This is a genomic window from Vibrio sp. Vb0598 (assembly GCF_033338935.1).
Classification (GTDB): Bacteria; Pseudomonadota; Gammaproteobacteria; order Enterobacterales; family Vibrionaceae; genus Vibrio; species Vibrio alginolyticus.
Genome location: NZ_JAWOTP010000003.1, coordinates 285,280 through 312,132 on the forward strand (window position 1 = coordinate 285,280; position 26,853 = coordinate 312,132).

At 46.9% G+C, this 26,853-nt stretch carries 28 protein-coding genes, 1 rRNA gene and 1 riboswitch; of the genes, 13 read left to right on the forward strand and 16 right to left on the reverse strand.

The features are described 5' to 3' along the window. Positions 1–124: 124 nt before the first annotated feature. Positions 125–487: a hypothetical protein gene (locus R7Q38_RS05455; protein WP_017634365.1), complete on the forward strand. Its 363-nt coding sequence runs from the start codon at positions 125–127 to the stop codon at positions 485–487. Positions 488–557: 70 nt separating this feature from the next. On the opposite strand, the gene R7Q38_RS05460 is transcribed toward R7Q38_RS05455, so the two are convergent. Next, a complete protein-coding gene (locus tag R7Q38_RS05460; RefSeq protein WP_005374332.1) occupies positions 558–731 on the reverse strand; it encodes a hypothetical protein in 174 nt (57 codons plus the stop codon). 234 nt (positions 732–965) lie between these two features. Between R7Q38_RS05460 and R7Q38_RS05465 the strand changes: the two genes are divergently transcribed. The 3 genes from R7Q38_RS05465 (at position 966) to R7Q38_RS05475 (ending at position 4,772) form a co-directional block, all read left to right on the forward strand. Then, positions 966–2,108: a sugar diacid recognition domain-containing protein gene (locus tag R7Q38_RS05465; RefSeq protein WP_005374330.1), complete on the forward strand. Its 1,143-nt coding sequence runs from the start codon at positions 966–968 to the stop codon at positions 2,106–2,108. A 158-nt stretch (positions 2,109–2,266) separates the two neighbouring features. Then, positions 2,267–3,619 (forward strand): GntP family permease, encoded by a 1,353-nt coding sequence (locus tag R7Q38_RS05470; RefSeq protein WP_005391886.1) that lies wholly within the window; start codon positions 2,267–2,269, stop codon positions 3,617–3,619. Positions 3,620–3,635: 16 nt separating this feature from the next. Continuing rightward, on the forward strand, positions 3,636–4,772 hold the full coding sequence (locus tag R7Q38_RS05475; RefSeq protein ID WP_042522351.1) for a glycerate kinase: 1,137 nt from the start codon (positions 3,636–3,638) through the stop codon (positions 4,770–4,772). A gap of 95 nt (positions 4,773–4,867) precedes the next feature. On the opposite strand, the gene R7Q38_RS05480 is transcribed toward R7Q38_RS05475, so the two are convergent. Further along, entirely contained in the window at positions 4,868–6,304 is a 1,437-nt protein-coding gene (locus R7Q38_RS05480) for a PLP-dependent aminotransferase family protein (protein ID WP_213966457.1), read from the reverse strand. A 92-nt stretch (positions 6,305–6,396) separates the two neighbouring features. On the opposite strand from R7Q38_RS05480, the gene R7Q38_RS05485 reads away from it, so the two are divergent. The 3 genes from R7Q38_RS05485 to R7Q38_RS05495 all read left to right on the forward strand — a co-directional run bounded on the left by R7Q38_RS05485 (position 6,397) and on the right by R7Q38_RS05495 (position 8,394). Continuing rightward, positions 6,397–7,296 carry a DMT family transporter gene (locus tag R7Q38_RS05485; protein ID WP_318114148.1) on the forward strand — a complete coding sequence of 300 codons (900 nt, stop codon included), beginning with the start codon at positions 6,397–6,399 and terminating at the stop codon, positions 7,294–7,296. A 66-nt stretch (positions 7,297–7,362) separates the two neighbouring features. Next, positions 7,363–7,650, forward strand: a complete 288-nt coding sequence (locus R7Q38_RS05490; RefSeq protein ID WP_005374318.1) for a hypothetical protein — start codon at positions 7,363–7,365, stop codon at positions 7,648–7,650. A gap of 153 nt (positions 7,651–7,803) precedes the next feature. Further along, entirely contained in the window at positions 7,804–8,394 is a 591-nt protein-coding gene (locus tag R7Q38_RS05495; RefSeq protein WP_225455765.1) for a type II secretion system protein, read from the forward strand. Positions 8,395–8,431: 37 nt separating this feature from the next. Here the strand turns inward: R7Q38_RS05495 and R7Q38_RS05500 are convergent, their stop codons facing one another. From R7Q38_RS05500 to R7Q38_RS05520, 5 genes are all read right to left on the reverse strand, one after another. Next, positions 8,432–8,959, reverse strand: a complete 528-nt coding sequence (locus tag R7Q38_RS05500) for a GNAT family N-acetyltransferase (protein ID WP_213968169.1) — start codon at positions 8,957–8,959, stop codon at positions 8,432–8,434. A 33-nt stretch (positions 8,960–8,992) separates the two neighbouring features. After that, positions 8,993–9,460: an HAD family hydrolase gene (locus R7Q38_RS05505; RefSeq protein WP_213893166.1), complete on the reverse strand. Its 468-nt coding sequence runs from the start codon at positions 9,458–9,460 to the stop codon at positions 8,993–8,995. 118 nt (positions 9,461–9,578) lie between these two features. Further along, entirely contained in the window at positions 9,579–10,049 is a 471-nt protein-coding gene (locus R7Q38_RS05510) for a GNAT family N-acetyltransferase (protein ID WP_025768770.1), read from the reverse strand. Between the two features lies 1 nt (position 10,050). Further along, a complete protein-coding gene (locus R7Q38_RS05515) occupies positions 10,051–10,782 on the reverse strand; it encodes a glucose 1-dehydrogenase (RefSeq protein WP_104976337.1) in 732 nt (243 codons plus the stop codon). 9 nt (positions 10,783–10,791) lie between these two features. Continuing rightward, positions 10,792–11,307, reverse strand: coding sequence for a GNAT family N-acetyltransferase (locus tag R7Q38_RS05520; RefSeq protein ID WP_005374306.1), 516 nt, complete (start codon positions 11,305–11,307; stop codon positions 10,792–10,794). A 270-nt stretch (positions 11,308–11,577) separates the two neighbouring features. Here R7Q38_RS05520 and R7Q38_RS05525 point away from each other — a divergent pair, with 270 nt between their 5' ends. Beyond that, a complete protein-coding gene (locus R7Q38_RS05525; RefSeq protein ID WP_017634357.1) occupies positions 11,578–12,672 on the forward strand; it encodes a NapC/NirT family cytochrome c in 1,095 nt (364 codons plus the stop codon). Positions 12,673–12,694: 22 nt separating this feature from the next. Then, complete coding sequence (locus R7Q38_RS05530; protein ID WP_017821005.1) at positions 12,695–15,142, forward strand: trimethylamine-N-oxide reductase 2; 2,448 nt, start codon at positions 12,695–12,697, stop codon at positions 15,140–15,142. A gap of 70 nt (positions 15,143–15,212) precedes the next feature. Here R7Q38_RS05530 and R7Q38_RS05535 read toward each other — a convergent pair whose 3' ends face one another. The 8 genes from R7Q38_RS05535 to thiD all read right to left on the reverse strand — a co-directional run bounded on the left by R7Q38_RS05535 (position 15,213) and on the right by thiD (position 21,712). Continuing rightward, positions 15,213–15,938 carry a phosphatase PAP2 family protein gene (locus tag R7Q38_RS05535; RefSeq protein WP_206949219.1) on the reverse strand — a complete coding sequence of 242 codons (726 nt, stop codon included), beginning with the start codon at positions 15,936–15,938 and terminating at the stop codon, positions 15,213–15,215. Between the two features lie 182 nt (positions 15,939–16,120). Then, positions 16,121–16,735, reverse strand: coding sequence for a thiamine phosphate synthase (gene thiE / locus R7Q38_RS05540; RefSeq protein ID WP_137282890.1), 615 nt, complete (start codon positions 16,733–16,735; stop codon positions 16,121–16,123). A 57-nt stretch (positions 16,736–16,792) separates the two neighbouring features. Continuing rightward, entirely contained in the window at positions 16,793–17,584 is a 792-nt protein-coding gene (gene thiM, locus R7Q38_RS05545; protein ID WP_137282889.1) for a hydroxyethylthiazole kinase, read from the reverse strand. A gap of 12 nt (positions 17,585–17,596) precedes the next feature. Next, positions 17,597–18,265, reverse strand: a complete 669-nt coding sequence (tenA, locus tag R7Q38_RS05550) for a thiaminase II (protein ID WP_054576481.1) — start codon at positions 18,263–18,265, stop codon at positions 17,597–17,599. 54 nt (positions 18,266–18,319) lie between these two features. Continuing rightward, positions 18,320–19,270, reverse strand: a complete 951-nt coding sequence (locus tag R7Q38_RS05555) for an ABC transporter substrate-binding protein (protein ID WP_239939069.1) — start codon at positions 19,268–19,270, stop codon at positions 18,320–18,322. A gap of 46 nt (positions 19,271–19,316) precedes the next feature. Continuing rightward, positions 19,317–20,117 carry an ABC transporter permease gene (locus R7Q38_RS05560; protein ID WP_238855432.1) on the reverse strand — a complete coding sequence of 267 codons (801 nt, stop codon included), beginning with the start codon at positions 20,115–20,117 and terminating at the stop codon, positions 19,317–19,319. Then, positions 20,110–20,865, reverse strand: a complete 756-nt coding sequence (locus R7Q38_RS05565; RefSeq protein ID WP_238855433.1) for an ABC transporter ATP-binding protein — start codon at positions 20,863–20,865, stop codon at positions 20,110–20,112. Before R7Q38_RS05565 ends, R7Q38_RS05560 begins: the two co-directional genes overlap by 8 nt. Then, positions 20,855–21,712: a bifunctional hydroxymethylpyrimidine kinase/phosphomethylpyrimidine kinase gene (thiD, locus tag R7Q38_RS05570; RefSeq protein WP_005383329.1), complete on the reverse strand. Its 858-nt coding sequence runs from the start codon at positions 21,710–21,712 to the stop codon at positions 20,855–20,857. Before thiD ends, R7Q38_RS05565 begins: the two co-directional genes overlap by 11 nt. Positions 21,713–21,809: 97 nt before the next feature. Then, a riboswitch (TPP riboswitch) is annotated at positions 21,810–21,917 on the reverse strand. A 311-nt stretch (positions 21,918–22,228) separates the two neighbouring features. On the opposite strand from thiD, the gene R7Q38_RS05575 reads away from it, so the two are divergent. Together R7Q38_RS05575 and R7Q38_RS05580 are read left to right on the forward strand one after the other, a co-directional pair. Then, a complete protein-coding gene (locus tag R7Q38_RS05575; RefSeq protein WP_031780818.1) occupies positions 22,229–23,614 on the forward strand; it encodes a TldD/PmbA family protein in 1,386 nt (461 codons plus the stop codon). Beyond that, positions 23,614–24,957: a TldD/PmbA family protein gene (locus R7Q38_RS05580; RefSeq protein WP_239939068.1), complete on the forward strand. Its 1,344-nt coding sequence runs from the start codon at positions 23,614–23,616 to the stop codon at positions 24,955–24,957. Before R7Q38_RS05575 ends, R7Q38_RS05580 begins: the two co-directional genes overlap by 1 nt. Before the next feature lie 78 nt (positions 24,958–25,035). On the opposite strand, the gene trmY is transcribed toward R7Q38_RS05580, so the two are convergent. Next, positions 25,036–25,635, reverse strand: a complete 600-nt coding sequence (gene trmY / locus R7Q38_RS05585) for a tRNA (pseudouridine(54)-N(1))-methyltransferase TrmY (protein ID WP_017634347.1) — start codon at positions 25,633–25,635, stop codon at positions 25,036–25,038. A 158-nt stretch (positions 25,636–25,793) separates the two neighbouring features. On the opposite strand from trmY, the gene R7Q38_RS05590 reads away from it, so the two are divergent. Then, a complete protein-coding gene (locus R7Q38_RS05590) occupies positions 25,794–26,318 on the forward strand; it encodes a DUF3087 domain-containing protein (RefSeq protein WP_170893875.1) in 525 nt (174 codons plus the stop codon). Between the two features lie 468 nt (positions 26,319–26,786). Further along, positions 26,787–26,853: ribosomal RNA gene (locus R7Q38_RS05595) — 16S ribosomal RNA — on the forward strand; the annotation flags it as partial.

Below are 26,853 nucleotides of genomic sequence, written 5' to 3' on the forward strand. Positions count from 1 at the left end.
CTTGCAGTGTTAAGACTGGTATGGAGTTTACAGTTTATTAAGTAATTAATCTGCGGTGCGCTATCGATGATCCTTATCAGGTGTAATAAGATTTCCATATCGTGGCGATACAGTTGGAAACGATATGATAAATAAGACAAAAGTTACGTTATTGGCGGTAGGTACGATTTTAGTTGGATGTTCCACAGTCGCGCCACCAAGAAATGATGCGGTTGAAAGCATTCAACAAAAGTGTTCTGTGATTTTAAGCAATGATGTTGCGGGCGACCAGCGCTGGCAGACGTACAACGGCTTGCTTGTAGAATATGCCGTGCATGGCGTTAAGAGTCAGGCACAACTGGAACGTTTTGAAGCGTTTGTGCAGAGAGTGCAAGATGATGAGTCTGGACAGTTAGTTACAGAGTTGATTGAGGTCACCGACTGGGGATGCTCAAACGGCAATTATCTAGAAGAGATGAGCTTGTTTATTCAAGAAGTTCAGAAGTAAAAAACCGAGCGTTAAGTCGCTCGGCTTTTCTGTTTGTGGAACGCTTTTGTACGCTGGTTCGTCAGGACTTTTACTCCTCTGGATACTCGCCCATACCTTGCGTTTTACCTTCCGCTTTCCAATGCTCTCCAGGAGCAAATGCTTCATCGCATAAATCTACGGTGTAGCCCATTTCTGTGATTTCCTTCAAAGTGAGGTTATCAGCAATATTTGCAACTTCCCCCGATTTATTCCGTAACTCCATGTTGATCTCTCCTCTGTAGGTAGACGAGTGGCATCAATGCACAGTGAAGAATGCATTGGTAACCTTTGTTCTAAGTATATAACCCGCTGCTAAAAATGAAGGTTTAATCCACTTTTTAAATATGGGTAATTGGATAATGCTTTGAGCTGCTTCCGTTATTTAGAACCGCAGCATCGCGATAGTTTGCCATTTGTGATTTATTGAGTGATTAAACGGTCAATTTGGAAACTCGAAATGGTGATTCTCGACCACGCTTTAGCACAACAAATTGTTGATCGAACCATGTCCATCATTGGTCACAATGTGAATGTGATGAACTCGGCAGGCATCATCATTGGCAGTGGCGACCCTAAACGTGTTGGGCAAGTGCATGATGGCGCGGTACTGGCGCTGAATCATGGCGATTCGCTAGAGCTTAATGAGCAGCAATGTTTGACGTTGCAGGGTGTCAAACCCGGTATCAATATGTTGTTGAAATTACATGGCGACGTGGTCGGTATTGTTGGCGTCACAGGAGAGCCGGAGAAAATCCGAGATTTTGCAAAACTGGTTAAAATGACCGCTGAACTAACAATCGAGCAAGCTGCGCTGGTGGAAAAATTTCAGTGGGACAGACGTCATCGTGAAGAGTTTATTCTGGCTTGGATCAATGGCAAATTGACCGATGAAGAGCTGAAAGATTGGGCGATGCGTCTTTCTATCGATGTTACTCAACCACGGGTGGCAACGGTGATTGAAGTCTCGACGCCGTCCGCCTCGAAAAGCATGAAGAGTGTGCGCAATATTGTTGAGCTGCTTGAATACCCAGAGCGTAACAACCTGGTTGCGATTGTCTCGGTGAATGAAATTGTGGTGTTGAAACCGTGTCATTCCGCCAAGCAGTGGGATAGCCAAGTTGAAAGTGAACGCATTGATAAGTTGATGTCGCGTTTAAGCGATCACGATTCACATACGTTTCACATTGCGCTAGGGCAGCTGTTTAATGAACCTAAAGATGTCGCGTTGTCATACCAAAGCGCGAAACAGGTATTAGCCATTGGCAAGCAGTTCTACCCAGAGAAACGTAAGTACCTGTTCGATGAACTTCGTTTGCCTGTGCTGTTAGCGCCGTTGGCGGATATTTGGCAAGGTGAACAAATTATTGATGGTGTGAAACGGTTGAAAGAGAAAGACAAATCTGGGCAATTATTGAAAACCCTAGATGCACTGTTTGAATGCAATGGCAATGTAACAGAATGCTCTAAAATGCTGTTTATTCACCGGAACACTCTGCGCTATCGGTTAGAGAAAATCACCGAGATAACAGGGCTACCAACTACCAATTTTGTGGGGTTAGCGGAGCTTTATATTGCGACTCGGCTCTCAAAAATGTCGTGATATTGTGCATCTGCACAATACGCGTCATTTTTTGACCACATCATTTGTCACTCCGCCTAAAGGAATTCTAAAGCAAACGATTAATAATTCATGCGTCCCTACATGTTGAGTGAGCCAACACGGACTCGCTCAGCAAAATAAGAATAAATGGAGTTATCATGAACCTTATATTAATCCTGCTTGGGGTGATCGCATTTATTGTGCTCACGACCACCAAATTCAAATTACATCCCTTTTTAGCGCTGATCATCGCAGCGTTTCTTGCGGCATTTGCTTACGGCTTACCGGCAGATAGCATTGCCAAAACCATTGCTTCTGGCTTTGGCGGCATCCTTGGTTACATTGGTTTGGTTATCGTTTTAGGTACCATCATTGGTGTTATTTTGGAAAAAAGTGGTGCGGCGATCACCATGGCCGATACGGTCATCAAAGTGTTGGGTGAGCGTTTCCCAACATTGACCATGAGCATCATCGGTTACATCGTTTCTGTTCCAGTATTTTGTGATTCAGGCTTTGTCATTCTGAACTCGCTCAAAGAATCACTCGCGAAGCGTTTAAAAACATCAAGCGTTGCGATGAGTGTGGCGTTGGCAACTGGCTTATATGCAACGCACACGTTTGTGCCGCCAACTCCTGGCCCGATTGCCGCTGCGGGTAACTTAGGCCTGGAATCTAACCTTGGTTTAGTGATTGGTGTGGGTGTGTTTGTTGCAGCGGTTGCGGCGTTAGCGGGTATGTTGTGGGCGAACCGATTCCAACATGTTGAACCAGATGGCATTGAAGCCGTAGAAGAAATTCAGCAAGACTGGCAAGCACTCAAAGCGTCTTACGGCAAATTGCCAACGGCGAGCCAAGCATTCGCTCCTATTTTTGTTCCTATCTTATTGATCTGTTTTGGCTCTATCGCTAAATTCCCAAGCCTACCGCTGGGAGAAGGTTTTGTGTTTGATGTTCTGACTTTCTTAGGACAGCCACTAACGGCATTGGTGATTGGCCTGTTCCTTTCTGTTCGTCTACTCAAGTCAGACAACAAGATTGAAGAATTTGGCGAGCGAATCAGCCAAGGTATTACGGCTGCTGCGCCTATTCTTTTGATTACCGGTGCGGGTGGTGCTTTTGGCGCGGTATTAAAAGCAACGCCGCTAGGTGAATACTTAGGTACGACGCTATCGGCGCTGGGCGTGGGTATTTTCATGCCATTTATCGTTGCGGCTGCGCTAAAGTCGGCGCAAGGTTCATCAACGGTTGCATTGGTGACCACATCGGCTTTGGTTGCGCCTATGCTTACGCAATTGGGGCTCGATTCAGAAATGGGCCGCGTATTAACGGTGATGGCGATCGGTGCTGGTGCGATGACGGTTTCTCATGCAAACGACAGTTTCTTCTGGGTAGTTTCGCAGTTTAGCCGCATGTCGGTGGGCTTAGCGTACCGCGCGCAAACCATGGCTACGCTCGTTCAAGGTGTCACGGCAATGGCATTGGTGTACATTTTGAGCCTCGTTCTCTTATAAGTCTCTGGAAATACGTATGAAAGTGGTAATTGCACCTGATTCATTTAAAGAAAGCTTAACCGCCAAACAAGTGAGCGAGGCGATCAAAACAGGTCTTGCTCGCGTATGGCATGATGCTGAGTTTGTTACGGTTCCGGTCGCAGACGGTGGCGAAGGCACGGTTCAATCTTTGATAGATGCAACTCAAGGCGAACAAGTCTTCACAACAGTGACCGCGCCATTAGGGAATGATGTTGAAGCGTTTTATGGCATTCTCGGCGACGGCGAAACCGCGGTTATTGAAATGGCGGAGGCCAGTGGTCTGCACCTTGTGCCGAGTGATGCTCGCGACCCAAAACTGACCAGTAGCATTGGTACTGGACAGCTGATCAAACACGCGCTAGATAGAGGTATTCAACGCTTAATCATTGGTTTGGGCGGCAGCGCTACCAATGATGGTGGCGTGGGCATGTTGACCGCGTTGGGGGTGGCGTTTCTTGATGAATCTGGTCATGCAATTACCCCAAATGGAGGCGGGTTAGCGGCGCTTGCGTCCATCGATATTTCTGGTCTTGACCCTCGTTTAGCAACTTGCGAAGTGTTGGTAGCGTGCGATGTTGATAACCCACTCTGTGGTGACAAAGGCGCGTCGGCTATCTTTGGCCCGCAAAAGGGAGCGACCGTATCAGACGTTACTCTGCTCGATAACGCATTGCGCAAGTTTGGCGAGTTGACGGAACAAGCGACGGGTAAGCATGTACTGACTCGTGAAGGGGCGGGTGCTGCTGGTGGTATGGGCGCGGCCTTGCTCGGGTACACGCCAGCACGTTTGCAACCGGGAATTGAGATTGTGCTTGAAACGGTCAAACTTGCTCAGCATGTTGCGGATGCGGATATCGTATTTACAGGCGAGGGTCGAATCGATCATCAAACCGCACATGGCAAAACGCCGATGGGCGTTGCTCAGGTCGCCAAGCAGTGTAATTTACCAGTCATTGCATTAGCAGGCTGTGTGGGCGACAACTATCAGGCGGTTTATGAGTGCGGCATTGATGCGGTGTTTGCTTGTGTACCAAGGGCGATGAGCTTACCTGAGGCCATGAAAGAGGCCGACGTCAACGTTGCTAACTTAGCCGAAAACGTCGCGAGAATGTGGCAAATTAAGTCGCACTGAAGGCGATGACGATATGAAAAACTCCACCTTTGCGTGAAGTTTTTTGTTGTTACGTGTTTGCGTGTGTAGGCATAAGTTCATTTAGCAAGAGCGAGTTAACAGGCATGCTTTGCTATCAATTTTGCCAGTGTTTGCATCGCTTGACTCCAATCGGTTTCATGACCAAAGTTTGCCACGCTGAGGCGTACGCAATGCCGATATTGCCCTTGAGTGCCAAATACGGTGCCGGGAAGTAGGCTGATTCTGTGCTTATTGCATGCTTGATACAACGCATAGCTGTCCGTGTCTTCGGGCAGTCGCAACCAAAGTAAGAACGAGCCTTGTACGGCGTTGATCTGGTATCGATTTTTTAGAGGTTCGTATTCATCCAAGTATTGATGAAGCATCTGGATAAATCGGCGCATGTTGTTTTGATAAACCCGACCCATTCGCGCAGTATGCGTTCGATACTTGCCTGACGTTAGAAACGTTGCCACGGCAGATTGCATTAGGTTCAAACTGCCCATGTTCTCACACAGTAGATATTGTTCAATTTGGTCTCGATATCGCCCCGCCAACATCCAACCAATTCTCAAACGCGAATCGAGCGTTTTGGATAACGAATTCACGTAAATTACGCGTTGCTTGTCATCGAGCAATCTCAAGCTTGGCAACGGCTTATCATAACTTAACCCGCCAAACACATCGTCTTCGATAATAGGAATATTGCCGGACGCCAATAGTAATTGTTGACGCTTTTCTAGCGGCATCATGGCACCAGTTGGATTGGTGAAGTTTGGCGTTACGATGATCGCTTTTATGTCCCATGTCGCCATTGCTTTTGCTAAGGCTTCGGGGCACATACCGTCGCGTGGGCAACTCGGAATTTCCACCGCTTTGAGGCCGAGTGATTCTAGCATCAATAAGTTGCCAAAATAGCAAGGGGACTCCACCGCGACGATATCGCCTTTTTGTGTCGTTGCGCGCAGCGCTAGGCTAATGGCTTGTTGCGCGCCGTGCGTCACCATGATCTCATCCAACTTGGCTGGCGTGCCCAAATCTTGTGTGATTTTCGCTAGTTGTTTGATTAAGAGGTGATCACCGGGTGGTAATTGGTAATGGCTCGGTACATGCGTTTGCTGGCGGCTGTGGCGGCCGATCTCGGCGTACAAGCTTTTGATCGCGGGGGAGTCAATGTTTGGGTGGGCAGAACCGGTAGGCAAACGCTCTTGGTATTCAGGATAAGTAAGGATTTCTTTGCAGATCGAGAGCAAATCCACGCGAGTCGGATCCGGAATTGAGCGAGAGGTCGGCAAGGCGACTTTAACTCGATAACCCGATTTGGGAACCGAGTAAACCAAGTTTTGTGCTTCCAGCTCTTGATACGCACGAATCACGGTATTTTTACTGACGTTTAATTCTTGGCTCAACGAGCGAATGGAGGGCAGTCGATCATCCGCCTGATAAACGCCACCATTGATGGCTTGTTTGAGGTGTTTTTCCACCACGAGGTACTTATTCCCTTCACCGCTTCCCAATAAATCTGTACCCATAAAAACACTTCCATCTGTCACTTTTTGAAAACACTGTACCTAATTATATTAGCAGTATCTCAAAACATAAAACAAGCGTGAGTGAGGCGATCATGTTAATCCGAGCCATCCCTTTTGTATTTGTCATCCTTTGGGCTTCTGGATTCGTTGGTGCGCGTTTTGGTTTGCAATATGCCGAGCCAGCGACACTACTTTCTATCCGTATGGCATTCAATGTCTTATTGTTTTTGGTTCTTGTGGCGGTATTGCGTAGAAGGTTGCCGACAGGAAAAGATTTTTGGCACAGCTGTGTAGTTGGTGCGTTGATCCACGGTTTCTATCTGGGCGGTACTTATTTCGCTATCGCCTTGGGTATGCCTGCTGGGTTGAGTTCGTTGCTGGTGGGTATTCAACCGATTTTAACCGCGGCTTTGCTGGTGGCGTTTGTTCGTGAGGAATTTAAACCCTCGCAATGGTTGGGTTTGGCTCTTGGTTTTGTCGGTATCGCTATGGTGTTGATGGGCAAAATGGAGTGGCAATCCGAGCAGCATAAAGTGTTGGCCATTGGTTTGTGTTTGTTGGCTTTGGTTGGTATCACGCTAGGGACGCTTTATCAGAAAAAACATTGCCAACAAGTGGATATGGTGAGTGGTGCGACGGTGCAATATTTGGCCGCTCTCGTCATGTTTCTGCCCGTTGCGATGCAGTTTGAAACCATGCAAGTGCAGTGGGAACTGGAGTTTATTTTGACTGTGTTGTGGTTGGTCGTCGTGCTCTCTTGTGTAGCTATTCTACTACTGTTGTATATGGTTAAGAACGGTGCTGCATCGAGCGTAGCTTCTGTATTCTACCTGGTGCCGCCAACGACGGCGATTCAGGCTTGGCTCGCGTTTGGAGAGTCATTTGATTGGATGGGGATTTCTGGTTTCGTACTGGCAGCTACGGCGGTGTATTTGGTGGTTAAAAAGCCGGATCTGACGATAAAGAAATCGATTCAAACAGAATATACCTAAATTGGGTAGGGACATTTGCGTACCAGTGGGTACAATCTGCTTCATCTTAATCCGTGGAGCAGAATGATGAAGGTAAAGCCAGATCGAATGACCGCCATGCGTAGCATCATCGAGCAAGTAAAAGCGGAACTACCAATTTATGAACCAGAAACGTTTGTATGTGGACCAGAAGGGCAGTGCATTGGCTGTCCGAAGAAATTGTTGGAAATGGTCGATTCAGAAGTCACTTATTGGGAGTCAGCCATGGAGCGCGGCATTGTTCCGCAGTTCGATGAGATTCGTCGTTTTGGCAAAATGTGCACGAATGTTCGTCGTGGTCTGGTGCGAAATAATGTGCCTTTACTCAGTAACTAGAGAGTAAAAATCGTCTAATATCTGACACATAGCGTCGTTTTGTTACACTGCTCTTTGGGTGCTGTTCTCAAGTTTACGTGGTGTTTGTCTCTTCTTACCCTTTGGGCCTTTAATCGTAAAAAATTGGCGATATATTGGCTCGGTCTCACATGGATGTGGGGCTATTGTCTTGGGCTAGTTGAGATAAGAAACGTGAAATCAAAGGGATTTACGCTGATGGAAATCACCATAGTGCTTACCACTTTGGCTTTCATCGCATTAGCTGCTTTACCAGTATTACTCGATATTCATCGCCAAGCATACGCTGCGATGCTGCACAGTTCTCAGTCTTCTTTGGGTACGGCTCTCAAATTCTTTCATGCTCAATCAGTGATTGATAACGCTTACGGCCAAGAGCACGTTCACTACATTGACCGACATGTCAAAACACGCAAAGGCATGCCAGAAGCGAGTGCCGATAGTATTCGAGCTTTGTTAGAAATCGATCTACCAGCCAGAGGTTATTCGAAAATTGACGTGCCGTGCAAAGGCAGTGATTTTTGCATCATCGGTCAGCAGCACCCAAACAGTGCTCATTTTGTCGCTATTCCTGATTATCAGTTCTTAGATAAATCGGGTGTTGATCGCGTGGTGTACATTTGGCCGCAAGGTTACACACTGGCAGAAGAAGCATGCTATTTCTACTACGTGAATCAAGCCTCTAACGATTCAATTGTTCGAGGGCATGTGACGCAAGGGTGTTAACCCCGAATAAGTGTTGCGAACAACGGTTATCGTGACTCTACAAATCGGGGTTTTTCGAACGGCTTTGCGCTTTATACAATATCATTTTTTGACTCATCAAGACTTTACCATTTGGCAAGGTCACTTCCCCAAGTTCCCCCTGATGTTCAAATCCAAACCGTTCATACAAAGCAATCGCTGGTGTGTTGGTTTTGTATACGTAGAGTGCGATTTGGTCGTAACCAAATTCCCAACCACGTGCGATCGCGACAGCCAACAGTTTTCGCCCCAATCCTTTGCCTCGGTAGTTTTTGTCGATGTGAATACCAAGAATACCGACGCGAAGGCGTTGCTCTCTTTCGTAACCGCACATCTCAGCTGGGTAGATTTCAACACTACCGATAAGTTTTTGGCGGTCAAACGCGACAAACTGAGGGATGGACTCGTTTTCCACACGTTGCAGGATTCTGCGAAGCGTTGCGTTATCGGGTGCAGGAGAAATCAAAAATTCCCCTTCGGAGTACACTCGATTCCACAGCGCGGTGAAGCGCGCGATATCGCTCACCTTGATGGATCTGATTTGCATTCATCTTCCTTGATTAGTGCAGGTTAATAACGGTTAGGGGATAAGCTCAGATAAACAACGAATTTGGTTAGGAATGGCTTCGGCTGGTGCATCAGCGCCCGTTGGGTTAAACCAAATTGTGTTTACGCCCGCTTTCATCGCAGGGTAAATATCTTTGTGAGGTAAATCGCCAACCATGGTTATTCCACTCACGTTAACCCCTAACTGTTTTGCGGTGGCGAGATAAAACTCAGGTTGGTTTTTAGCGATGCCGAGGTTGGCAAAACAAAAATAGCCATTTAAGTATTGGTCTAAGTCGACGCGAACAAATGCACGCTGAACCTCTTCCATGTTGGAATCAGATGCACTGGTCGCAATGTAGATGGGATGATTTTGGGAAAGTATTGCCAGTGTTTCTCTGGCTTGAGGAACTGCTTCTACGTGTTCCCAATCGCACATTTTTCCTTGTGCCTCAGGGAAATCTACCATCAAGGTGTTCCCCCAATCGAAAAGATAAATCATGTTCGAATCTCCTTATCCGCACATCATATCGTCTTTTTCTAAAATTAGGGGGTAAATTGCATCGATAAATACGATTTAGGTGGGTTTAGTCGTGAAAAGCGCTTAATTGTCGTTATCGTTACAAATGTTTCAGCATAATGCGTGAGTTAGTTTTAAAACCTTGATTATCGTAAAAGCGCTGTGCTGGCTGATTGAATTCCATCACTTCCAATCGAATTTGTGTGGCATTGGCGTCGCGCGCCCATTGCTCACAGGCTAGGAGCAGTTGGCGGCCGATTCCTTGCTGCTTTTGCGCTTCATCGACAACAATTGTTCCCACGCGACAAATTGGGTCTTTGATCAGAAAACTGACGGTGTCGTTTTGGGTGATCATCGCGGTTAAGAAGCCGAGAATTTGCTGTTCGCGTTCGGCAATCAAAAAGAGTCGCTCTTTGTTCTCTAGTGCTTGTGCAAGAAATTCGCGGTCAGCTTCTGAAGGCGCAACAAAGGCTTCTGGCGCATTCGCAAAATGCAGTGAGTTAATTTGAAAATTAAGCTGAAAAATTTCGTCTAAATCATCGGGAATCGCTTGTCGGATATGGACTTGCATTCTATCTACCCCCTGCAATATCGATAAATGATCCTGTGACATAAGAGGCTTCGTCACTTAATAGCCAAGCGATCGCATTTGCTACTTCTTCTACCGTGCCACCGCGTTTAAGAGGAATTTGAGGGCTGAGTCTATCTACTCGGTTTGGTTCTCCGCCGTCGGCATGCATATCAGTGTAAATGAAACCAGGTCGAACGCCATTGACGCGAATATTGCGCTCTGCCAACTCTAGCGAGAGTCCTTTAGTTAAGGTATCCATCGCGCCTTTTGATGTGGCGTAATCGACATACTCAAATGGCGCTCCTGAGCGCGACGCTCCAGAGGAGACATTCACAATTGCACCGCCTGCACTGAATCGCCTCGCCGCTTCTCGACAGCAGAGAAAACAGCTATTCACATTGGTGTTCATTACTTTCTGAAAGCGTTCCAAGCTAATTTCTGACAAAGGCGATTGAGTAAATAGGATGCCAACGTTGTTGACCAAGTGCGTCACTGCACCAAATTCACGTTCTGTTTCATCAAACAAGGAGAGCACTTGCTTCTCATCGGCTACGTTTGCGGCTATGGCAATCGCTTTGCCACCGTTTGCTTGTATTTCTGCCACAACTTGGTCGGCGGCCTCTTGCTGAGTGCGGTAATTAACGCAAACGCGATAGCCTTGCTCGGCCAGCTTTTTCGCCGCTGCGGCTCCAATACCTCGGCTTGCGCCGGTAATGATGACTACTTTATTCAAAATACGTCCTTATTTATGTAGTGAGTAGATTTTATCGGCGTAGGGTTTGCCACCAATTTGGTATGCGTCTGGAATGACCTCAATGAGTTCGAAACCACATTTTATCAGGACACGCTCTGACGCAATATTGCCTTCAGTGACCGTCGCGGAAAAGTGGTTGATGTTATGTGTCGAGGTTGCCCAATATAGAAGCGCTTGAAGAGTTTCTGTTCCAAACTGTTGGCCATGAAATTCCGGCAAAAGTAAGTAACCTACCTCTGCCTTACCGTTTTCAATAGCAAAGCCAGTGATGCCGATGGGTTGTTCAGATTGCTTATCGAGTATTACAAGGCAAAGCCAATGCTGGCAATTTGGGGTCCATGGTAATAATCGCGAAGCAAATTTTTCTCTTATTTCTGTTTCGCTGGGACGATCGAAACAGAGCGCAATAACCTCTTGTTCGGAGAGTAATCGTTGAAAGAGTTCCCAGTCACTGGCTTTGATGGGTCTTAATTGGCTTCTGTGCGTCTCGATGTAAACTGACATGCGTGTCCTTACTGCATCAATGTGGAGATTCAGTCTCTCATCCTCTTATCTGTTTAATCAAATAGTTGCATTCATAAAAGTGATTTATGTGGTGAATAGTTGGCTGGGTAATGGATTATTGCTATATATTCATCTTTGAGATGCAAATAACAAAATTTAATACTTGAGGCATACAGAGCAACACGGAAATGATGTGGATCAAGAGAGAACTACCCATAAAGTAGTAATTTGCGACCTATAATTACATTTTATTTGGAAGTGTTGCTAATTATGTCAATAAAAAAACGATATGTTGCACTGCTGGTTGCTGCCGGCATTGGTGTGGGCTGGTTAACTTTGGGGGGGAGTGCGGCAGTAATGCATTACACCTCAGATACTGAATTTTGTCTCTCGTGCCACTCTATGGAAACCCCTTACAAAGAGTACCAAGGCTCAGTGCACTTCAGTAATGCGAAAGGCATTCGCGCGGAATGTTCTGACTGCCATATTCCTCAAGAACCAATGGATTACCTGATCACCAAAATTCGCGCGTCGAAAGACATCTACCATGAATTTGTGACAGGTAAGATCGACACGCCAGAGAAATATGAAGCACATCGTAAAGATATGGCTGAAACGGTATGGGCTCAGTTCCGTGAAAATGATTCAGCGACGTGTCGTTCGTGTCATGATTTCGATGCAATGGAAGAGTTTGAGCAATCACGTGATGCGGCGAAGATGCACGCTTACGCGAAAGCAAACGATCAAACGTGTATCGATTGTCATAAAGGTGTGGCGCACTTTGCACCAGAAGCAGAGCTAGACAGCAAGGCATTTGAAACGTTGATGAGCTTCACCACAAAAACATCACCTGGTGCCAAAGTCGTTTACCCTGTGACTGAAATCGCAATGGGTGAGATGGGTAAAATTAACCCAACGACGAAGTTGGAAGTAATCAGCTCTGAAGGCGACAACCGCACTGTTAAGTTGAACGCATTCCAAATGAAAGGCGCAGAGCAAGTGCTTTACATGGGAGAAGGTCAACGTGCCATCGTTGCAACGCTAACAGAGCAAGGCCAACAAGCGCTTGAAACTGGTGAATTTGAGGCAGATGTTTACGGCAACGAATGGCGCGCGGTTTCTCTAACTGGCGCTATTGATTCTCCAGTTGTTGACACGCTTGAACCCGTATGGTCATACGCAGAAGAGTTGGACAACGTTTACTGTGCAACTTGTCACGCGAAAATTCCTTCAAATCACTTCACAGTGAATGCATGGGGACCGGTAGCGAAAAGTATGGGTGATCGAACTGATATTTCAGCCGAGAACCTAGAAATTCTAACCAAGTTCTTCCAGCACCACGCGAAAGATGTGGTTGGTCACTAACGATAAATAGAAGGATAAGATTATGACTAATATGACCCGTCGCGGATTTCTAAAAGGTACTGGTATGGCGGCTGGTGCAATGGCATTCACTTCATTTGCACCTATGTCTGTTGCGTCTTCAAACCAGCGTGGCAAGGGCATTTTGACAGCGGGCCGCATGGGCCCAATGTTATGTGAAGTGAAAGATGGTAAGTTGGTTTCGACTACTAATGCTCTTCCACAAACTGTACCAAATAGCCTACAAACTACTGGGCCTGACCAAGTGCATACCAAGGCGCGTGTGAAGTACCCAATGGTACGTAAAGGCTACTTGGCAAACCCATCGTCGCCAGAAGGTGTGCGCGGTAGTGATGAGTTTGTGCGTGTGTCTTGGGATGAGGCTTACAAGCTGATCCACGAACAGCACATGCGAATTCGCAAAGAATATGGCCCGGCTTCTGTGTTTGCAGGCTCTTACGGCTGGCGTTCAAGTGGCGTGCTGCACAAAGCACAAACCTTGCTGCAACGTTACATGAGCATGGCGGGCGGCTATTCAGGCCACTTGGGTGACTACTCAACGGGTGCTGCGCAGGTCATCATGCCGCACGTTGTGGGCTCTATCGAAGTGTACGAGCAACAAACTACGTACCCAGTGGTACTAGAGCACAGCGATGTGGTTGTGCTTTGGGGCTTAAACCCGATCAACACTCTAAAAATCGCGTGGAGCTCAACAGACTGTGCTGGTCTTGAGTTCTTCCATCAGTTGAAAAAGTCAGGCAAGACGGTTATCGCTATTGACCCTATTCGTTCTGAAACCATCGAGTTCTTTGGTGAGAATGCGGAGTGGATTGCTCCTCACCCAATGACCGACGTGGCAATGATGATGGGTATCGCACACACCTTAGTGAAACAAGGTAAGCACGATAAAGCCTTCCTCGATAAATACACCGCAGGTTACGACAAGTTTGAAGCGTACCTGATGGGCGAAGAAGACGGCGTAGAAAAATCAGCAGAATGGGCATCACAAATCTGTGGCGTACCTGCGAAGCAACTTGAGCTACTGGCTGACATCTTCAGTAAAAACCGCACCATGCTGATGGCGGGTTGGGGCATGCAGCGCCAACAATACGGTGAGCAGCGTCACTGGATGCTGGTTACACTGGCAACGATGTTGGGCCAGATCGGTTTACCGGGCGGTGGTTTTGGTTTCTCTTACCACTACTCAAACGGTGGTAACCCTGCTCGTGATGCTGGCGTACTTCCTGCGATTTCGGCATCGCTGGGTGGCGGCTCTTCTGCGGGGAACGACTGGGCGGTGTCTGGCGCGGTGCAAAGCTTCCCTGTAGCGCGTATTGTCGAGGCGTTGGAAAACCCAGGTCAATCCTACCATCATAACGGTCATGAACTGACGTTCCCGGACATCAAGATGATTTGGTGGGCCGGTGGTGCGAACTTTACTCACCACCAAGATACCAACCGCTTGATTAAAGCATGGCAAAAGCCTGAACTGATCGTGATTTCAGAGCCTTACTGGACGGCGGCTGCGAAGCACGCGGACATTGTTCTGCCAATCACCACATCGTTCGAGCGTAACGACTTAACGATGACGGGTGACTACAGTAACCAACACTTGGTGCCAATGAAGCAAGTGGTTGAGCCGCAAGGTGAAGCGCGTAATGACTTCGATGTATTCGCGGACATGGCAGAGATGCTAGCTCCGGGTGGCCGTGACGTATACACTGAAGGTAAAACCGAAATGGAATGGCTGTACGGCTTCTACAAGGCGGCGCAACAAGGTGGCCGTGGCTCTCGCGTAGCAATGCCGAACTTCAGCAAGTTCTGGGAAGATAACCAACTGATCGAGATGAAGTGGAACGAGAAGAACGCACAGTTTGTTCGTTACGCAGATTTCCGTGAAGACCCGATCATGAATCCACTCGGTACACCAAGTGGTAAGATCGAAATCTTCTCGAAAACCATTGAAGGTTATCAGTTGGAAGACTGTCCTCCACACCCAACGTGGATGGCACCAACCGAGTACACTGGCAATGCAAAAGACGGCGAGTTGCAGCTAATGACCGCGCACGCAGCGCATCGTCTACACAGCCAGTTTAACTACGCGAAGATTCGCGAAGAGTACGCAATTGCAAACCGTGAACCTATTTGGATTCACCCTGAAGATGCGAAAGCGCGTGGTATTAAAACGGGCGATTTAGTTCGTGCGTTTAACAACCGTGGCCAAGTATTGGTTGGTGCAGAAGTGACTGACCGAATCAAGCAAGGTTCAGTGTGTATTCATGAAGGCGGCTGGCCGGATCTGGATCCGAAAACCGGCATTTGTAAGAACGGCGGTTGTAACGTGTTAACGTTGGATATTCCGACCTCTCGACTTGCAAACGGCTGTGCGGCGAACTCGGCACTGGTTCGTATTGAAAAATACACTGGCCCAGAATTAGAACTAACAGCGTTTGAACCACCAAGAAATGGTTAGAAAAAAGTAGCGTTTTAAAGCAAGAAGCCAGCGAATCGCTGGCTTCTTTTTTATCTAGTAATCGTTCACATTAGCGCGAAGCGAGAGAAACAAATGGCATCTGTTTCTTAATCTGAAATGTCGGGAGTAAAGTAAATACAATCGCGACAAACAAGACTGAGCCTATTAAATCTTCAGGGCGATGCATCCCCAGCCATAAGCGGCTATATGCGACGCTCATTCCCCACATCCATAATGACAGTGCAGAGATATAGCACTTGTTCTGTAAGAACAACCCGCCAAAGAAAGCCAAACAAATCGAAACGAAAATCGTATGGCCGGATGGGAAAGAATAGTCTTTCTCGCCTTGCCAATGGCGCGTTCGCCAATCACTGACGTGTTCAGAAATCTGGTTAATTACGTTGGCTTGCTGCTTTGTATCCAACTGATAAAACGCTTCTGGGTGCTCAATCAATTGCTCTGCAGCAAGCAGTTCGGCGTAGGGACGCGGGCTTTCTGTCATCAGTTTTAGCCCCGTTTTGCTGGCAAAACCAATCACAAGTAACAACCCTAACATTGAGAGTCTTTGTATCCACTCAATGCGACTTGGTTTAAAGCGAAATAAAGAAAGCAGTAGCAGTGTTAACGTAATTAAAAAGCCTTTGCTACCAGCAGAATCTGTGAGCAAAGTAAAAGTAATACCCAGACTTTCAGGCACCTGTGAAGTGAGATTGTGATAAGAGCCAAACAGCGACATTGGGATGATGCCAAGAACAAACAAGGCGAGCATCATCAATCCATATTTTTTGGTTTTCATTGAGAGCGTTTTGTTTTTATTGAGGGTTATTCAACCACGTGAAAATAAGGGGCTTATCTTACGTTATCTGGCGTGAAAAACTTATCAACGCTCTGTCAATTTGACGAGAGAATGAAGGTTGAGTGATGAATTGATGACATTTATCCGGAGGGTAAAGGCGCTCATCCTTAAGCGTTGGGGTCTTAATCCATCAGAGAAAGTAAGTACTCTGCTGCTTTGGTTGGGTTTTCTGCATGACAAATGGCAGAAACCAAAGCCAAACCATGCACACCTGTCGCACTCAGGGCAGGAATGTTGGTTTCGTTGATGCCACCAATCGCGACGATTGGTAAGGGCGTGGTGTTCAGCGCCATCTTCAAACCTTCAATACCCCAGTGTTTTTTGGTGTTGGTTTTGGTAGGTGTAGCGAATATCGCACTCAAACCGATGTAATCAATGGGCAGATAACCCGCCTCTGCAAGCTGCTCTTCATTTTCGATGGATAAGCCGAGGATTTTGTTTGGTCCAATCAACTCACGAGCGATATTTGCTGGCATGTCTGATTGCCCGAGGTGAACCCCATCTGCATCAACTGCCAGTGCGACATCAACACGGTCATTGATGATTAAAGGCACATCGGTATCTTTAAGGATGTCTTTCACGGCTTGAGCACGTTCGATAAACGCACGCACATCGCCGTGTTTTTCGCGGACTTGTACCATGGTCACGCCACCTTCCACGGCTTTTCTCACAACACGCTTTAGTGTGGCTAAATCTTGTTGGTCATCGGTGACCAAATATAAACGATAGGCGTTCATTTTGTTTCCTTTGGGCCTCTCATCTAGATGAGAGGCCGGTATTTGTTAGAGAAAAGCTTAGCTCACTTGGAGTTTTAGGCGTTTTGCCAGCGTTTCTTCGTCCAACTGGTAAAGCTCATCCAACAGGTTCATTTGCAGGCTACCTGGGCCGCGAGCTTGTTCCGCTGCAATCTCGCCAACAACGCCTAGTACCGCCGCAGCAGCAAGCCCGGTGTTATCACCAACTGCAGCAAAAGCACCCGTCAGTGCCGTTAGTGTACAGCCCATTCCGGTTACGTATGGCATCATCTCGTGACCATTGTTTAGCTGCACAGTTTGCTCTTTCGTGACGATGTAATCAGTCTCGCCAGAAATCACTACACTCGCGCCATACTCTGAGACTAAGAAGTTCGCTGCGCCAAGTGCTGCGTCGCTGCTGTCTAGTGCATCGACGCCTTTACTTTGTGCTTGCTCGCCAGCGAGAGCAATGATTTCTGAAGCGTTACCTCGGATGATGAGTTTATTTGCAAGGCGTGCGATTTCACGTGATGTCTCGGTACGCAGTGAACTTGCTCCACAACCGACGGGGTCGAGTACAACGATTTTACCGTTGGCATTGGCTTGCTCTACGGCATAGCTCATACGTGGTGTCCAAACGCTGTCTAGGGTACCGATGTTGATAACCAATGCGCCAGCGAACGACATTATCTCTGTCATCTCTTGTTTGGAGTGCGCCATGATTGGAGAAGCACCGATAGCCAATAGCGCGTTTGCCGTGTTGTTCATCACCACGTAGTTAGTGATGTTGACGACTAATGGCTTTTGCTGGCGTACTGCGGTTAATGCTTGGGTGATTTGTTCAATTAACATGAGACTCTCCGATTAATCTTGCTGAGCGTTTAGACCTTGTTGCCAGAATGCCACTTCCATACGCGTTGCAGTTTTGAATACCTGAATCAGGTTTTGACCACGCTGACTATTGATATCGATTTCCGCCAATAACTGATTAAAGTGTTCTGCACCTTTTGCGACACCAGATTGGAATTCCTCACCACCGTAGAGGTTGATCCAACTTGCGTATGGGTTACCTTCGAGCACAGTGCTTTCGTCTTCAATCAGCATCTTACCGATTACGGCATAACCGATAGAGCATGGTGCTAGTGCCGCGTATAGATCAACAAGATCGCCCGTCATGCCAGCATCTAATACGTAACGGGTGTAAGCCACAGTGCCGAAATCTTCTGGCTCGTTTTCTAAGTCGGATTCTGTCAGTCCCCATTGCTCACAGTAAGTCACGTGGTGGGCGATTTCAGAATCGAGCAATGCGTGTACGCTTGGTAGGGCACGGCGCATGTCATCCAAAGTACGTGCTTTGTAGATCGCTAATGCGTAAGCTCGTGCGTACTGCTTTAGGAAAAGAAAATCCTGCTTTAGGTAATGCAGAAAACAAGGCTGAGCCAGAGTGCCTTGCGCCAATTGCTGCACGAAAGCATGCTCAGTGTATTCTTGCCAATCTTGGTGGCAAGCGTCGATCAAATCTTGGTATTTCATTATGAGTATCTCGTTATCAAAAGACCCTAGGCTTAGATCCTAAGGTCAGTAGAATTAGTCAAAGCTCGGTACGTAATCTTTCGCTTTTGGCAGTGTTTCGATGATGTTTTGTGAATACATGAACTGCGCATAATCATCGTAGCGTTTCAGATCTACTGCGGATGGACGAAGAGCGAAACGAGTTAGCGTGTCGTTCCAAGCGCGTTGGTTAAGCTCGTTGTTGAGCGTGTCTGGTGAATAAGCCACGAACTCTTTCCACGACTCTTTTGGATGGTTAACGATGTAAGTGGTTGCTTGTTCTAGTGCTTTGTTGAATGCCTTGATGGCTTCTTTGTCGTAGGTTTTCGCATTGGCTACGAAGACTAACTCGTCATACGCTGGCACGCCGTGTTCTTCAGGGAAAAAGGCCTTAGCTTTATAACCTTCTAGTGCAAGTTGGTTGGTTTCGAAGTTACGTAGACCACCCCAAATCGCATCCACCTTGCCAGACGCAAGAGATGAAGACAGCGCCCAACCTACGTTGATGATTTGTACGTCAGAAAACTTCACGTTCTCTTGAGCTAGCATGGTGCCGATTGTTGCTTCTTCGTTGCCGGCGATCGCAATACCGATTTTCTTGCCTTTCAAGTCGCCAAGGTTTTCATTCTTACCGTTGTCCAGCACCATCAACGTGTTGAGTGGTGTAGCAATCAAAGTTGCAGAGCGGATTAGTGGCAAGCCAGCCGCGACATCGATAGTTAGGCTTGGTTGGTATGAAATCGCCATGTCGACCTTGCCAGCAGCGACCAACTTAGGTGGTGTACTTGGATCTGCAGGCTCTTGAATGTTGACCTTCAAACCTTGTTCTTTGAAGTAACCGCGCTCTTTAGCAATCATGATAGGACCATGGTTTGGATTGACGAACCAATCCAGCATAAGTGTCATCTCTTTTTCAGCAGCAAGCACGTTGGTTGATAACACTGAAGCGAGTAGAGCAGCAGCGCTCATAAGTTTGTTTTTATTCACGGGGCTTTTCCTTTATTTCCCAATTTCCTTTGGTTATTTTCTGCAATTACTTACTTTCCCAAGGGATGGCTTTTTTCAATAATTTATCGGTGATGAAGTAGAGTGAGATAGACAGCACGGCGAGGATAAACAGCGCCGCAAACATCTCATCAATGATCATGCGAGCGTTGGCTTGGAGCATCAGGTAACCCAAGCCTTCACTTGAACCTACCCACTCACCGACCACTGCTCCAATTGGCGCAATAACGACGGCAACACGAATACCTGAGGCTAAAGTTGGTAGGGCGGCAGGCAATTGAATATGACGAAGTAGCTGCCATTTAGACGCGCCCATGGTCTTGGCAAGATCGAGGTAACCTGTTGGTGTATTGCGTAAGCCGTCGTAGCAACATGTCGTGACGGGGAAAAAGATGATGATCGCCGCCATAACAACTTTTGAAGCAATGCCGTAACCCAGCCAAAGCATCAGTACTGGCGCGATAGCGAACACAGGGATCGCTTGGCTAGCAATCAGAATGGGCAGTAACCAACGTTTCAGCGGCTCGAACATCAGCATTTGCAATGCGAACAGCAAACCCATCGATAATCCAAGCACCAAGCCAAGTAAAATCTCTTGCGCGGTAACCCAAGTATGTTTGAGCAGGACATCGTAGCGAGTGACCAATCTATCCAGCACTTCAATTGGTGAAGGTAAGATGAAGCTTGGCATATCGAATATCACCACGACCAACTGCCACAATCCCAAGATCACCGCAGTGCTGATGACCAAGCGCAGAGCCGGATGTGTCACGCGTTCTTTTTTACTAATACGTGCCGAAACGGAGTTGTACTGAGTCATATCACTCATAGTCTTTCTCCAGTTGATCCAAAATCGCTTGTTGTAGCGCCGCGCATTCTCCATCGAGAACTCGTGGAGGCGTAGAACCCGGAACAACCAAGTGCTGAGCTTGCGCAGGCGTACCTTGCAGTACATAGAGTTGGTGAGCTAATCGCACCGCTTCTTGTGGGTCGTGGGTAATCAGAACAACCGTCTTATCTTTCAGTAATTCGGCAGACAAGGTTTGCAACTTATGGCGAGTAACCGCGTCCAGTGCAGAGAAAGGCTCATCCATCAGAACTAGAGGTTTGTCTTGCATCAGAGTGCGAGCAAGGGCAACACGCTGCCTCATACCGCCAGAGAGCTGAGCTGGTTTAGCATCCGCGTAATCTGCGAGTCCTACTTGTTTGAGTAAAATCAGTGCACGTTGTTTGTTTTGCTCTGGTGCTTGGTCTTGAGAAAATCGAGAACTTAGGCAGACGTTGTCTAACACATTTAGCCACGGTAGCAATAAATCCTGTTGAGCCATGTAAGCGATACGGTCATGCAGTGCAGCGCCATCGGTTGTGATGAGTTCGCCATGCCAGTCAACTTGGTCATCCAGTAGGCCAGCTAAGTAACGCAATATTGTGGTTTTCCCGCAGCCACTTCGTCCGAGTAATACCGTCCATTTACCGACGGGAATGGTCATGTTCATTCCTGCTAAAGTCGGTGTTTGGCTATCTTTGTATCGCAGGCTAGCATCGGAAAGCTGAATGCCAATCGCGTTAGCGAACATAAGTATGACCCGCAAAAAAGTGGTTCACAGGGCCATGGCCTTTACCTACATCCAATTCATCAGCGTGTGCGATAGCTTGGCTGATGTACTGCTTACCCAGGTGCACCGCTTTGTGTAGGTTGTTGCCTTGGCCAAGATAAGACGCAATGGCGGAAGAAAGTGTACAGCCTGTGCCATGGGTGTTTTTGGTTGGAAATCGCTTGGCGCTAATTAACTCGGCACTGTCTTGCATGATAAGCAGATCGTTGCTGTTTTCATTTTCTTCAAGGTGACCGCCTTTGAGCAGAATAGCTTTGGCGCCAAGCGCACGAAGGTCGGTAATCATATCGTTCATTTCAGATTCTGATTGAGGCATTGGCTTACCCGTCAATGCTGCGCCTTCGGGTAGGTTAGGGGTAATGATGTCTGCGAGCGGAATCAATTCTTCTTTTAAAGTACTGATTGCCGACTGTTCCAGTAATAGATCGCCGCTGGTGGCCACCATTACAGGGTCAATCACGAGGTGTTTTGGCTGGTATTGTTTAATTTTGTCTGCAACGACTTTGATGATGTTGGAATCTGCCAGCATGCCCACTTTGACTGCAACGATGTTGAGGTCGGTAAATACTGCATCAAGTTGGCTCTCTACATGGTCGAGAGGAATGGGGAAAATCGCAGAAACGCCTTGGGTATTTTGCGAAGTAATCGCCGTGATTACCGAGCAAGCAAAACTGCCGGTTGCGGACATCGCTTTGATGTCGGCTTGAATACCTGCACCGCCACCACTGTCTGAGCCCGCGATGGTCAATACGATAGGGGTAGGCAAGGCTGGCGTGTGATGTGAATGAGGTTGTGATTGCTGCGTCATGGTCGCTCCTACTACAAGACGTATAGGAACTGACTTTGACCGTTGCAGATAGATCGATTTTTCGATCGCTATCGCTTACCTAAGAGGGGCGACGAAAGGCAAAGTGTGCATAGTTCCCTACGTCAGTGCTAACTGAATCAGGTTCAACGGGTCTCGAATTTCGATCTCAGCCAACACTTGTCGTGTGGCCCCCCGACTATTTCGTTCGGATGATAGCAGGACCATTGCGGAAGGGATACGTTTTTTGAGCGTAATTATAATGAGTATTCAATTATGCGAGGTGAGTGATAAAGTAAGCACCTAAATGGTTTGCTGGGTGGAATTTACTAGTGCAACGCTCTGGTGAATGAGCAGAACCTGGAATATTTAATAAATAATCGTGGTCTCGTTAAGCAAGGATTAGCACAAAACAAGGTTAAAAAACTGTTAAAATTTAACGTGTTGCCAATTTAACTTTGTTGAACTTTTTCACAGTTAATTAGGAAGGCTAAGACGATCATCGAGCAAGGAGACTTCATGCTTAATTCTGTAACAGCGAAGTCAGTGATCGATCATGCTCTCTTTTTGGGGGCTGATTTCGCTGAACTATTCGTTGAACATCACCAAACCAACACTGTCCAGATCGCATCTGGTGAAGTGGATAAGGTTAACTCGGGTATCGATTTTGGTATCGGTATTCGTCTTTTTTTCGGTCATAAGGTGCTTTACGGTTACACCAACAGCACAGATGAAGCCGAACTAAAGCGCGTAACCTCGCTGCTTGCTGCAAAAGACAAGCGTGAGCAAATCGCGTCAGCGGGTTCTTTGAATTTGAACCGCTACCCAATCCAACATGGTTGCCGCATGCCGCTAAGTAAGGATGCTAACCTAGATTCAAAAATCGCGTTTCTATTGAAAGTTGACCAAGCCGCACGTGCTGAGAGTGAGCATATCAGCCAGTTTATTGGCAGCGTTCTTCAGCGCGAGCAACAAGTGTCTATCTTCAACTCAGAAGGTCTACACGTTGACGATACTCGCCACTACATTCGTGTTGCTGGTAACACTGTCGCGCAAAAAGGTAATGAGCAGTCTTCTGGTATGGAAGGTCCTGGCGCTCTTGCTGGTTGGGAATTCAGTGAACAGCTTGATGCCAAAGAGCTAGGTCAAACTATCGCGCAGCAAGCGTTAGTAAAACTTGGCGCGGATGCTTGTCCATCGGGTGAAATGCCGGTGGTGATTGGTAACGGCTTTGGCGGCGTTATCTTCCATGAAGCATGTGGTCACTTGCTAGAAACCACTTCAGTTGCGAAGAAAGCATCAGTATTCCACGACAAGATGGGCGAAATGGTTGCTCACACCGCGGTGAATGCAGTCGATGATGGCACCATGACCAACGAATGGGGCTCGATTCATGTTGATGACGAAGGCATGAAGACTCAGCGTACCCAATTGATCAAAGACGGTAAGCTAACCAGCTTTATGGTCGATAAAATGGGTGGCATGAAGACAGGTTACGAACCTACGGGTTCTGGTCGTCGTCAAAACTACAAGTTCGCACCAACCTCGCGTATGCGTAATACCTTTATCGAAGAGGGCGAGCATTCACTTGATGACATGCTGGCAGGCATCGAGCGTGGTATCTATGCGAAGAAGATGGGCGGTGGCTCGGTTCAACCGGGTACGGGTGAGTTTAACTTTGCTGTTCGTGAAGCTTATCTCATTGAAAATGGCAAAATCACCAAGCCTCTGAAAACAGCAACGCTGATCAGCACGGGTCCAAAAGTGTTGAAAGAAATCAGCATGGTCGGCAAAGACATGGCACTTGCGCCGGGCATGTGTGGTTCCGTAAGTGGTTCAGTACCAACAACAGTCGGTCAGCCAACACTGAAAGTCGATAACATTCTGGTAGGAGGCGGTAACTAATGAGCCAAGAACAACAACTTCTTAATGCGGTTGATTACGTCCTATCAGAAGCAAAACGCCAAGGTGCAGAAGCGGACGTCATTGTAAACCGCAACAGCAGCTTTTCTCTGAAAGCGAACCAAGGAAAGCTGGATGAGTACAAATTAAGCTCAAGCCAAGTGCTGGGTGTTCGTGTTGTGAAAGATGCGCGTGTTGCAACGAGCTATTCTGAGTCGTTAGAACAACCAAGCTTAGATTTGATGCTGACTAATGCACTGCAAAGCGCTCGTTTTTCCAAGCAAGATGAACATCAGACCATTAGTTGTGTGAACAGCCAAATCACGACTGACGTGGCTGAGATTGCTCAAGAAGACACAACTTCGGTTGATGAAAAAATTGAACTGTCTCTCGCACTTGAGCAAGGCGTAGTGGCTCTGCCTCACGCTTCTAGCGCACCATACAATGGTTACAGTGACGGTGAAACTCAGCTCATCATCGCGAATACTCAAGGTACGTTATGTCAACATTTCGAGCGATCGTTCACTTGTTACGCGTATACCTTGTTTGAAAAAGACGGCAAACAGTCGATGGCGGGAAGAATGTCGCTAGGTCGCCGTTTTGATGAGTTGGCTCCAGCTTATTGTATAGAAGGCGGTTACAAGCTTGCTCGTGATCTTCTTGAAGGTGTACCGGTTGCGACGGGTAACTACCCCGCTATTTTCCACATCAATGCGCTGGCAAGTTTATTCGGTGCTTTCGGCAGTGCTTTCTCTGGCGTAAGCGCGATGAAAGGCATTACGCCACTGGGTGATAAGCTTGGTCAACGTGTTGCGAGTGATTTAATTACCTTTACTGATACGGCTTACATGCCAAATGGTATGGCAATCGCAAGTTTTGATAGTGAAGGCTTTGCTACTCAAGACAATGTGATGATTGCTAATGGCCAACTGAATACGCTATTGCACAATAGCCAAACAGCGAATTATTTGGGTGCAGTGTCGACGGCAAGTGCCGCTCGCGGTGCAAAATCGAGCTTAGACGTATCAGCGAATCACAAAGTGATTGCGACAGGCAACAGCAGTGCATCAGAAGTAAAAGCGGGAGAGTACCTAGAGTTAGTCGAGCTTCAAGGTGTCCATTCTGGTGCGGATGCAGTGAGTGGTGATTTCTCATTTGGTGCGAGTGGCTTCTTGTGCCGTGATGGAGAGCGCGTTCAACCAGTTCGTGGGATCACGGTAGCGGGTAACTTCTACAAGATGCTGCAAGAAGTTGAGGCAGTGGGTGATACTCAGTTAATTAACGATAGCCGAACTTTCTTCTCGCCAGACGTTCGTTTTGCTCGTTTGAGCATTGGTGGTAAGTAAACTTAGCATCCCTATAGAAACAAAAAAGAGGACTCAATGGAGTCCTCTTTCATTGTCTAGCAACGTGTGCGTGAATAACTAGAATTCGCGTATGTCCAACTCATTGTGGATCAATACCACACACTGAGAAGCGAAAAGCATCTTAGGACCTAAGCTGATCTTCTCTGTGCCAAGGCGCTTTAAGCTGTTAAAAGACTTTTTCGGCATCGGTATATGGTCAGTTAGCAAGAAACATGGATTTTCACCAATTTCTGCATCACGAACAAATTCGCCTTTCTTATCCAACATATATAGTTGGTGATCTTCTGCCAGCTCTTGTACTAGGCGTTCAAAGCTCACTGTACGAACGGTAATACCAGGTTCGACTTCACGAAGTTGCTCTTTACCCATACCAACCGAAGCATCCAAAGCGCGAGCCACTGCTGCAATCAAGGTTGACTCATGGAAGCCGCCAATGTTGGTGATGTCGTTGGAGCGAATAGTAATGGTGCGTGAGAAGTCTTTTGTGCTTTCCAAAACCAAGTGAACAACCACATCTTCACGGTGTGATTGAGCAACGAACATAGTGTTCATCATGGTATGAGCAAGAATCTCTGTATGCGCTTCATTACCAACACCTTCTAACAGTGCTTTGCTGGTGGTTGGCGCCGCGCGAGCTCGTAAAACAAAAGAGCGCATGAATTTAGCCTCTATATAGGAAGAGTGAATGCGCGGAAGTATATACCCAAGCAGGGAAGGGATGCGAGTTTAATAGCAAATGTGAACTTACTTACAAAGCTTCGATTGTCGTGCGGAGTGCGCTGGTTAAAATAGAGGTAACCTGTTAGGAGCGGTATATGGAAATCAAACAGATAAATAAAGACATTTATAAAAAGAAAGTAAACCTTGTGATTGGCGGTTTTGTTGCGTTGCTCGCCATCTCCTCTCTTGCCTTTAGTACCTTGTTGATTGTTTTGTTTGGCAACACTGAAGTCGTACCAGAACAATCAACGGGCAATTTCCATTGGAATTTGATTGGTGTCGTTCTCGCAGTTGCAACTTCCCTCTCTTTATTGAATCACATTAAAACTCGACCATACATGGAAGAAGTGCTGTACGTTTGGAAACTCAAGCAACTGCACAACAAAATCTTTCGTAAACTAAAAAGCATTAAAGCAGCCGCGAGCAATGACGATGTAAAAGCGCTCACTACGCTTAAGTTCTATTACACCACGCAACGCCAAGTGTTTGAGCTAGACAACAACACATTAACGATGAGCAGTGTAAATAAAGAACTAGAGGCTATCGAGCAAATCGAAGCGGCGCAATCACTGAGTCTCGATATCACAGGCTTTGAAGAGTCTTGGATAGACACATATTGATTGCCTATTTGCTACTTGAAGTTAACAACTGAGTGCTAAAAATAAGCGTTTGAGTGAGATTTAATCATTCGACGCTTTTTTTTGAATTTTTTTCTGAAAAGGGGTTGCTAAGAAAAATCATCTCCCTATAATGCGCCTCCGTTGTCAGGGCAAAGCGGAAACGCAAAAGCGGTTGGCAAGAAGGCGAAAGAAAACTTCTAAAAATTAATTTAAAAAAGTGTTTGACACTGAAAATTAATTCCTTAGAATACGCCTCCGCTTCGATAGCAAAGCTTACGAAGCAAGCTCTTTAACAATATAGACCTATCAATCTGTGTGGGCACTCGTTGATGATAATCCAATTCGATACTTCGGTATCAAATTAGGTTTCAATGAAACGAAGTGACCATTGAATCGAAAGATTCAGCACAGTCAATTCAAACATTACTTTATGTAATGTTCAGTATTCATTGAGCCGAACAAAATCTTAAATTGAAGAGTTTGATCATGGCTCAGATTGAACGCTGGCGGCAGGCCTAACACATGCAAGTCGAGC